The sequence below is a fragment of the Actinoplanes sp. NPDC024001 genome (assembly GCF_040638955.1).
GTDB lineage: Bacteria > Actinomycetota > Actinomycetes > Mycobacteriales > Micromonosporaceae > Actinoplanes.
Genome location: NZ_JBEZZB010000068.1, coordinates 43,648 through 50,800 on the forward strand (window position 1 = coordinate 43,648; position 7,153 = coordinate 50,800).

General features: G+C 72.7%; 8 protein-coding genes and 1 pseudogene. 3 read left to right on the plus strand and 6 right to left on the minus strand.

Annotated features, from left to right (window positions below):
- Positions 1-26 precede the first annotated feature (26 nt).
- Complete coding sequence (locus AB0F81_RS25675) at positions 27-233, minus strand: hypothetical protein (protein ID WP_360201165.1); 207 nt, start codon at positions 231-233, stop codon at positions 27-29.
- Between the two features lie 348 nt (positions 234-581).
- Between AB0F81_RS25675 and AB0F81_RS25680 the strand changes: the two genes are divergently transcribed.
- The gene (locus tag AB0F81_RS25680) at positions 582-1,697 is read left to right on the plus strand and encodes a hypothetical protein (RefSeq protein ID WP_360201167.1); all 1,116 of its coding nucleotides are present in this window, start codon (positions 582-584) and stop codon (positions 1,695-1,697) included.
- Positions 1,698-1,701: 4 nt separating this feature from the next.
- On the opposite strand, the gene AB0F81_RS25685 is transcribed toward AB0F81_RS25680, so the two are convergent.
- Positions 1,702-2,430: an SDR family oxidoreductase gene (locus AB0F81_RS25685; RefSeq protein ID WP_360201169.1), complete on the minus strand. Its 729-nt coding sequence runs from the start codon at positions 2,428-2,430 to the stop codon at positions 1,702-1,704.
- A 104-nt stretch (positions 2,431-2,534) separates the two neighbouring features.
- Between AB0F81_RS25685 and AB0F81_RS25690 the strand changes: the two genes are divergently transcribed.
- Positions 2,535-3,386 carry a helix-turn-helix transcriptional regulator gene (locus AB0F81_RS25690; protein ID WP_360201170.1) on the plus strand — a complete coding sequence of 284 codons (852 nt, stop codon included), beginning with the start codon at positions 2,535-2,537 and terminating at the stop codon, positions 3,384-3,386.
- Here AB0F81_RS25690 and AB0F81_RS25695 read toward each other — a convergent pair.
- Positions 3,343-3,927, minus strand: a complete 585-nt coding sequence (locus AB0F81_RS25695; RefSeq protein WP_360201172.1) for a TetR/AcrR family transcriptional regulator — start codon at positions 3,925-3,927, stop codon at positions 3,343-3,345. The genes AB0F81_RS25690 and AB0F81_RS25695 overlap by 44 nt on opposite strands.
- Before the next feature lie 85 nt (positions 3,928-4,012).
- On the opposite strand from AB0F81_RS25695, the gene AB0F81_RS25700 reads away from it, so the two are divergent.
- Entirely contained in the window at positions 4,013-4,417 is a 405-nt protein-coding gene (locus AB0F81_RS25700) for a hypothetical protein (protein WP_360201174.1), read from the plus strand.
- A 235-nt stretch (positions 4,418-4,652) separates the two neighbouring features.
- On the opposite strand, the gene AB0F81_RS25705 is transcribed toward AB0F81_RS25700, so the two are convergent.
- The 3 genes and pseudogenes from AB0F81_RS25705 to AB0F81_RS25715 all read right to left on the minus strand — a co-directional run.
- Positions 4,653-5,492, minus strand: a complete 840-nt coding sequence (locus AB0F81_RS25705; protein WP_360201176.1) for an ABC transporter permease — start codon at positions 5,490-5,492, stop codon at positions 4,653-4,655.
- Entirely contained in the window at positions 5,492-6,436 is a 945-nt protein-coding gene (locus tag AB0F81_RS25710) for an ABC transporter ATP-binding protein (protein WP_360201178.1), read from the minus strand. The genes AB0F81_RS25705 and AB0F81_RS25710 overlap by 1 nt, the downstream gene beginning before the upstream one ends.
- 49 nt (positions 6,437-6,485) lie before the next feature.
- Positions 6,486-7,153, minus strand: a pseudogene (locus tag AB0F81_RS25715) (hypothetical protein); the annotation flags it as partial.

The following is a 7,153-nucleotide window of genomic DNA, read 5'->3' on the forward strand; positions in this document are numbered from 1 at the left end:
CTAGCTGCCTTACTCGCTGGCCGCCTCTACTCGGTGGCCTCGTTTGCCGCCGCTGGCTGCCGCAGCGCGAGGGTGGCATGCAATTGCCCGAGCCGGACGGTGGTGTCGAGGAAACCCCAGACCGCCTGGTCGACCTTGCCGCCCGCCTCGACGTCGTGCCGGAGATCGGCGTACAACTGCTCAGCCTCGGCAACCAGTTCCGCTGCCCGCGTGGCGTGCTGCTCCGGATTCATGCCGCTCATGCTCCCAGCCGCGCGCAACGTCCCACCAACACCAACACCAACACCTGCCCGGCCCTACCCCGGCCCGGCCTCGGCCTGGCCCTGCCCGGCCTGCCTCGCCCAGTTCGGCGCAAGCCAGCCTGCACTGCACTGCACTGCACCGCACCGCACTGCCCGGCCCAGCTCAGCGCACCGCAGCCCAGCCCGACTCAACTTGTCCGCATCGTGAAGGCGCCCTTCCGGGTGCCGAGTCGTCGCGGTCGCAAAGCACGTCGCTCGGCGGAGGCGGGTCGAAACATTGGCGCCCGGTGCTTACGCTGAGGCCTGCGGAACCGGGCTCACAGGCGAAGGGCTACGGCGATGGCGCAACCGAGAAGGCGTTCCCGTCCCCATCGACTGACCGGCTCGCACGGCGAGCCGACCCTGCCGGCCGAGCAGCCCCGGCAGACCGAGCAGCCCCGGCAGACCGAGCAGCCCCGGCCGGTTCAGCCGCCGGCTGAACAGCCCCAACAGACACCGCCAGCTCAATCGCAGGCCGAACAGCCCGAGCAGACACCGCCAGCTCAACCGCAGGCCGGGCAGGCCGGGCACGCTCAGCCGCAGGGCGGGCAGGCTCAGCCGCAGGCCGAGCCGGGGCCGGAAACGCCCGGCCGGATCAGCACCCGTGAGGTGCTGGCCGTCGGATCAGCGCTGCTCCTCCTCCTGTTCCTCATCAAGATCTACGGCGTGGCGCGTTACTCGCTGACCACCACGACAGCGCTGCTGGCCGCGACGCCGGTGCAGGTCGCCCTCGGCACGGTGACGATCTACGCCTACTACGTGCTGCCGGCGGTGGCGCTCGGCACGATGTGGTTCGCCGTCCGCTACCGCAGCCGGGTTCAGCCCGCACTGTGGCCACTGATCATCATCGTGGTGGCGGTGACCGCGCTGGCGTCTCCCTTCAAGTACCTGATCCGCGGGGTCGCCGTGGTCCTGGCCGCCCTCTGCGTCGAGATGCTGATCCGCCGGTTCCGGCGGCGGCGCCAGGCCCTGGCCGGCTGGCAGGGGCTCTCCGTGGTCTACCTGGGTGCCGCCGCGCTGGCCTTCCAGTTCATGCACAGCCTGGACGCGCCGTGGGTCTCCGCGCAGGCCTTCCTGCTCAGCGAGAGCGCGGTGACCTCGACCCAGCGGATGACCGTGGACCGCAACCAGCTGCGGGTGGTCCCGGAGAGCCGGTTCGTCGGTTACCCGATCGCCGAGACCGAGCAGTGGCTGACGGTGCTGCACGCCGACACCCGTTACGTCATGCGGATCCCGCAGTCCGCCGTCGATGCCCGGCTCACCTGCCACAACGAGGACGACCAGCTGGCCGGCGACCAGCCGCTGCTGGAGACGCTGCAGGGCAACGTCTACAACTCGCCCAACCTGGACTGCCGCAAGGTCCTGCAATATCTCGGCAGCAAGACCCCGGGGAAACCGCTGCCCACCTGGAACTGACTCCTCACCACGGCTCGGCGCCGTCCTCGCTGAAGAAACCCGCGGTCGGCCCGTCGGGCGGCAGGGTGGCGAGCCGGATCGCGGCGATCGCGCCCTGCTCGGGGCTCCGCGGGCCGGCGTGCCCGTTCATGTCGGTCGCGCAGTAGCCCGGATCGGCGGCGTTTACCCGGATCGGGGTGGCGCGCAGCTCGTTGGCGAACGACACGGTGACCGCGTTCAGCGCGCTTTTCGACGCGTTGTAGGCCAGCAGTGGGAACTGCGCATAGGGCCCCTGTGGATCGCTGGTGATGCCGAGCGAGCCGAGCCCGCTGGACATGTTGACGATCCGGCCGGCTGGTGCGCGCCGGATCAGCGGCAGCAGGGCGTTGGTCACCGCCACCACGGCGAACACGTTGGTGGCGAAGGTGCGCTCCAGCATCTCGACCGGCACCGCGCTCGGCGCCTGACCGCGCTCCAGCAGGATGCCGGCGTTGTTGACGAGGATGTCGAGCCGGCCGAACTCCCGGCCGATGCGGGCCGCGGCGGCCGACACCGACACCGGGTCGGTGACATCGAGCTCCACCGGCACCGCGGTGATGCCCTCGGCGGCGAGTTTCTCGGCGGCGGCCGTGCCGCGAGCCGCGTCCCTGGCCCCGATCAGCACGGTGGCGCCGGTGGCGCCCAGACCGCGTGCGATCTCATAGCCGATGCCCTTGTTGGCCCCCGTGACGAGGGCGATCTTCGGTTCGCTCATGCCGTCGAGCCTGCGCCGCCAGCGCCGCCGTGAGGAGAGACCGGCCGAACCACGGACTGGCAGTCCCTGGTTGGCGGTGGCCCCGCCGGTGTTGGATGGTCGGCATGGATCGCCGTCAGTTGGCCGAGTTTCTGCGCGACCGCCGGGCCCGGGTGCAGCCCGGTGACGTCGGGTTGACCGCCGGTGCCCGCCGCCGCACGCCAGGCCTGCGCCGCGAGGAGGTTGCCGGGCTGGCCGGCATCTCGGTCGACTACTACGCCCGCCTCGAGCAGGCGCGCGGCCCACGGCCGTCCCGGCAGGTGCTGTCGGCGCTGGCCCGGGCGTTGCGGCTCTATGACGACGAGCGCGCCCATCTCTATCGCCTGGCCGGCGAGGTGCCCGACGCCCCGGCCGGCCCGAGCCGCGACGTGCCCGCCGGTGTCCTGCACCTGCTCGACCGGCTCGACGACACCCCGGCCTATGTGATCGACGTGAAATACGACATCCTCGCGTGGAACTGGATGGCCGCCGCCCTGCTCGGCGACCCGTCGACCTGGCCGGCGGACCGCCGCAACATCATCTGGAACCTGTTCACCGGCGAGCATTCGGCGGCGGCGCTCACCAACCCGCAGTCCGCCGCCTTCGCCGCCGAGTGCGTCGCCGACCTGCGCGCCGCCGCCGCCCAGTTCCCGCGTGACCCGGGCATCCGGCAGCTGATCGCCCGGCTGCGCGCGGCCAGCCCGGAGTTCGTCCGGCGATGGGAGCAGCTGGAGGTGTGCGTGCGGCGCGGCACGACGATCAAGCAGGTGCATCATCCCGTGGTCGGTGACCTCACGCTGGAGTGCGAGGTTCTCGACGTCGCCGGGCACGGCCAGCGCCTGATCATCTATGGCGCCCGGCCGGAGACCCCGACCGCGGATGCGCTGAAACTGCTCAGCGTGGTGGGGACGGATTGGACGGCGTCCCTGCCAGGTTGAGCATCAGCTCGGCGAGGCCCTTCGCGGCGCGGGCCGGGCGAGCCTCGGGCCGGGTGACGGCGTGGGCCAGCACACCGTCGACCAGAACCAGGTACTGCTCGGCGGCGAGGTCCGGGTCGGGGTGGCCGGCCTTGGCGAGCTCGCCGGCGAAGATCTCGCGCAGCTCGTCCTTGTAACCGCGGATCTCGCCGTGGGCCGGGTGCCCGGGGTCCGCCAGGGCGAGTTCCGCCGCGGTGTATCGGCAGCCGCGGAAGCCGGGCTGCTCGGTGATCGTCTCGAGTTCGTCGAAGACGGCCAGCAGCCGCTCCCGCGGATCGGTCCCGGCGGCGTCCATGACCTGCCGGTAACGGGCGGCACTGAGATCGCCGCGCAGCACCTCCACGATCAGTCCGTCCTTGCCGCCGAAGTGCTGGTAGAGCGAGCGGCGGGCGACACCGGCGGCCTCCAGGATGGCGTCCACTCCGACGTGGACACCGTGCCGGTAGGTGAGGTCGCGGGCAGCGGTGAGCAGGCGTTCGCGGGGTCCCGGTCGTTCGGTCACGACCGGAGTCTGCCATGTCCCTTGACGGATAGACCAACCGTTCTATCTAATTCGATAGACCAGTCGTTCTACTGAGGGAGTGCGGATGCATCCGGAGGGTATTGCCGAGCGCTACATCGGTTTGTGGAACGAACCCGACGCCGGCCTGCGGCGCCGGACCATCGAGGAGTTGTGGGCCGTCGACGGCACCCATCTGCTGGAGCCGCCGGAGGAGGCCCGCGCGGCGGCGGACCGGCTCGGCATCCCCGGCGCCACCTTCGAGGCGGCCGGGCACGACGCCATCGAGCAGCGGGTGACGGCGTCCTACCGGGACTTCGTCGCCGCCCAAGGGATGACGTTCCGGGCGGCCGGCCCCGCACGCCGGGTCAAGAACACCGTCATGTTCCGTTGGGACGCCGTCCGCGACGGCGCGGTCGTCGGCGGCGGAGTCGAGTTCGTCGTCCTGGACGTGCGCGGGCGGATCACCGCCGACCACATGTTCCCGGGCTGAGATCCGGCGCCAGGCCAGGCCGCGGCCGGCCCGGACCCCGCCGGGCCGCCCCCGCCAGGAACCAGCGGCGGTTCGGGGTGCGACCTGGCCCGGGTTCAGAGGCCGCGGCGTTGGATGGCCGGGCCGGCCGCGGCGGGGTCCGGGTTGCGACCTGGCCCGGGTTCAGAAGTGGCGCCTGGACCCGCTGAGGCGACTGCGGGAGATCGGCGGGGCCCAGGCCACGGTCCGGCTCGGATCACAGATCGCGGCGCTGGAACGCCAGGCCGGCCATGGCCAGCACCAGCAGGACCCAGGCCACCACCCACATCAGGTACGGCGCGGACAGCGACGCCACGCTCAAGAACGGGTGCCCCTGGAACGCCTCGGAGAACTGCGCGAACAGCGTCGGATCCTGGAACGCCCGCATGGCGCCGCGCCACAGGCCGTCGGTGGGCAGCAGCACCTGGGAGACCGTGCCCACCCGTTCGACGCTGGCGTTGCCCAGCGCGACGCCCAGGTTGCCGACCACCCCGGCGATCCAGGTGGCGCCGAACAGGCCGACCGCCACGATGCCCGAGGCCATCGGGGAGATCGCGGTGGACAGCAGCAGACCCAGGGTGAGCAGCGTGGTGGCCTGCGCCGCGAGCAGCGCCAGGCCGGTCACCGGCTGCGGCGGCCAGTACCCGACGGTGAACCACACGATGAGCAGCTGGGCGAAACCGGCCACGGCCACGAAACCGCTGCCGAACGCGACCAGGCCCAGCCACTTGCCGAGCAGCACCGCCGCCCGGTGCACCGGGCGGCCCAGCACGGCCAGGGCGATGCCCGACTCGATCTCGCCGGACAGCGTGGGCCCGGCCAGGAACGCGGTGCCCAGCGCGGCGATCAGGCTCAGGCCGAACATCACCAGGTTGAGCACCATGGCCGCGGCCAGTTTGGACTCGCCGCTGGTCAGGCCGCCGAACTCGGCGTCGATGCGGGAGAAGCCCCAGGCGCTCAGCGACAGCAGCACCACGGTCAGCACGCCCAGCGACCGCAGCACCCGCCGGCGGGCGGCCTCCTGCAGGGTCAGGGCGGCGACGGTCAGGATGATCATCAGTGCTCCCCGCGGATGATGTCGAGCAGCCGTTCCTCCAGGCTGATCCGGCTCGGTTCGACGGCGTGCACCCGCACGCCGAGGGCGACCAGGTCGGCGATCAGCTCCGGGACCGCGGTGAGGTCGTCGAGGGCGACGGCGTACTCGTCGCCGCTGTGGTGCAGGCCGCCGGCGGCGGACAACCGGGCCAGCGCCTGCGCGCTCACGTCGGTGAGCCGCATCCGCAGCTCGCTGCGGCCGAGCAGTTCGGGCAGCGTGCCCTCGGCGGCCACCCGGCCCCGGTCCAGGATGACCACGCGGTCGCAGACTCGTTCCACCTCGCCGAGCAGGTGCGAGTTGAGCAGTACCGCGATGCCGCGCTCCTTCAGCGAGAGCAGCAGGTCGCGGACGTCGGCGCGGCCGAGCGGGTCGAGCGCGCTGGTCGGTTCGTCGAGGACGACGAACTGGGGGCCGGCCACCAGCGCGACGGCCAGGCCGAGTCGTTGCTGCATGCCTTTGGAGAAGCCGCCGACGCGGTCCCCGGCCCGGTCGGCGAGGCCGACCAGGCCGAGGCATTCGCGGCGCTGCCGGTCCGCGACGGTGGCGCCGGCCAGCCGTACGTGCAGGTTCAGCACCTCGGAGGCGGTCAGCCACGGTTGATAGCGGAACAGCTCTGGCAGGTAGCCGACGTGGGTGCGCGAGGCCGGGTCGCGGGCCGGCCGCCCGAGCAGCAGCACCTCGCCGGCGTCCGGGCGGACCAGGCCGAGCAGCATCTTGATGACGGTGGTCTTGCCGGCGCCGTTCGGGCCGAGCAGGCCCATCACCTCGCCGCGCGCCACGGTGAACGAGACCCCGTCCACCGCGGTGCGTTTGCGGTAGCGCTTGCGCAGGCCGGAACACCACACCGCGGCCGACGGCGGCAGGCCGGCGACCACCTCGGCGGCCGGCTTGCCGACGGCGGTCACCGCACACCCCGGGTGACGACCGTCGGAGCGGCCGACTTGCCGGCGGCGGTCACCGCAGGCCCCGCGCGACCGTCAGCACCTCGTCGTCGCTGAGCGGCCCGGCCACCGCGGTGATCACGCCGTCCTGCACCCAGACCACCGCGGCGAGCACCTCGTCGCGGCTGGTCAGCACGGTCGCCGGGGTGCCGTTGACGTCGGCGGGCCGGCTGGTCAGCTCCTCGGCCATCACGTGCACCGGCAGGGTCCGGCCGTCGCCGGTGAAGCTGCGCAGCTGGGCCGCGACGTCCTCAGGCAGCCCGGACAGCGACAGCAGGTAGTCGCGGGCGGTGGCGAACGGCACCCCGGAGGAGTACGCGGTGGGGGAGACCGCCCGCCCGACGATCAGCGCCGGCATGCCCCGGTCCTCCATCCAGGCCGCGGCGACGCCCGGCCCGGCGGTCAACCGGAAGCGGCTGCCGTCCAGCCCGGCGGGCGGCGCCGGCAGCGTCTGGCCGGCGGCGGCCGCGGTCTGTGCCGCCTTCGCCGCGGAGAAGGTGAACTCGGCGCTCACCCGGCCGCCGACGTGGAACTCCGGGTCGCCGGAGACGCCCCGCGGCAGGTCGGCGACGCGCGGCACGGACAGGCGGCGGCGCACGGGGCCGCCTATCCCCACTCGCAGCTGGACCGGGCGTGGCGGCAGCTCGTGTTCGGTGCGCACCACGACGCCATCACCGGTTC

Coding starts and splice junctions, on each gene's coding strand:
- AB0F81_RS25680 (WP_360201167.1), top strand. CDS start 582: ATGGCGCAACCGAGAAGGCGTTCCCGTCCCCATCGACTGACCGGCTCG.
- AB0F81_RS25690 (WP_360201170.1), top strand. CDS start 2,535: ATGGATCGCCGTCAGTTGGCCGAGTTTCTGCGCGACCGCCGGGCCCGG.
- AB0F81_RS25685 (WP_360201169.1), bottom strand. CDS start 2,430: ATGAGCGAACCGAAGATCGCCCTCGTCACGGGGGCCAACAAGGGCATC.
- AB0F81_RS25700 (WP_360201174.1), top strand. CDS start 4,013: ATGCATCCGGAGGGTATTGCCGAGCGCTACATCGGTTTGTGGAACGAA.
- AB0F81_RS25675 (WP_360201165.1), bottom strand. CDS start 233: ATGAATCCGGAGCAGCACGCCACGCGGGCAGCGGAACTGGTTGCCGAG.
- AB0F81_RS25705 (WP_360201176.1), bottom strand. CDS start 5,492: ATGATCATCCTGACCGTCGCCGCCCTGACCCTGCAGGAGGCCGCCCGC.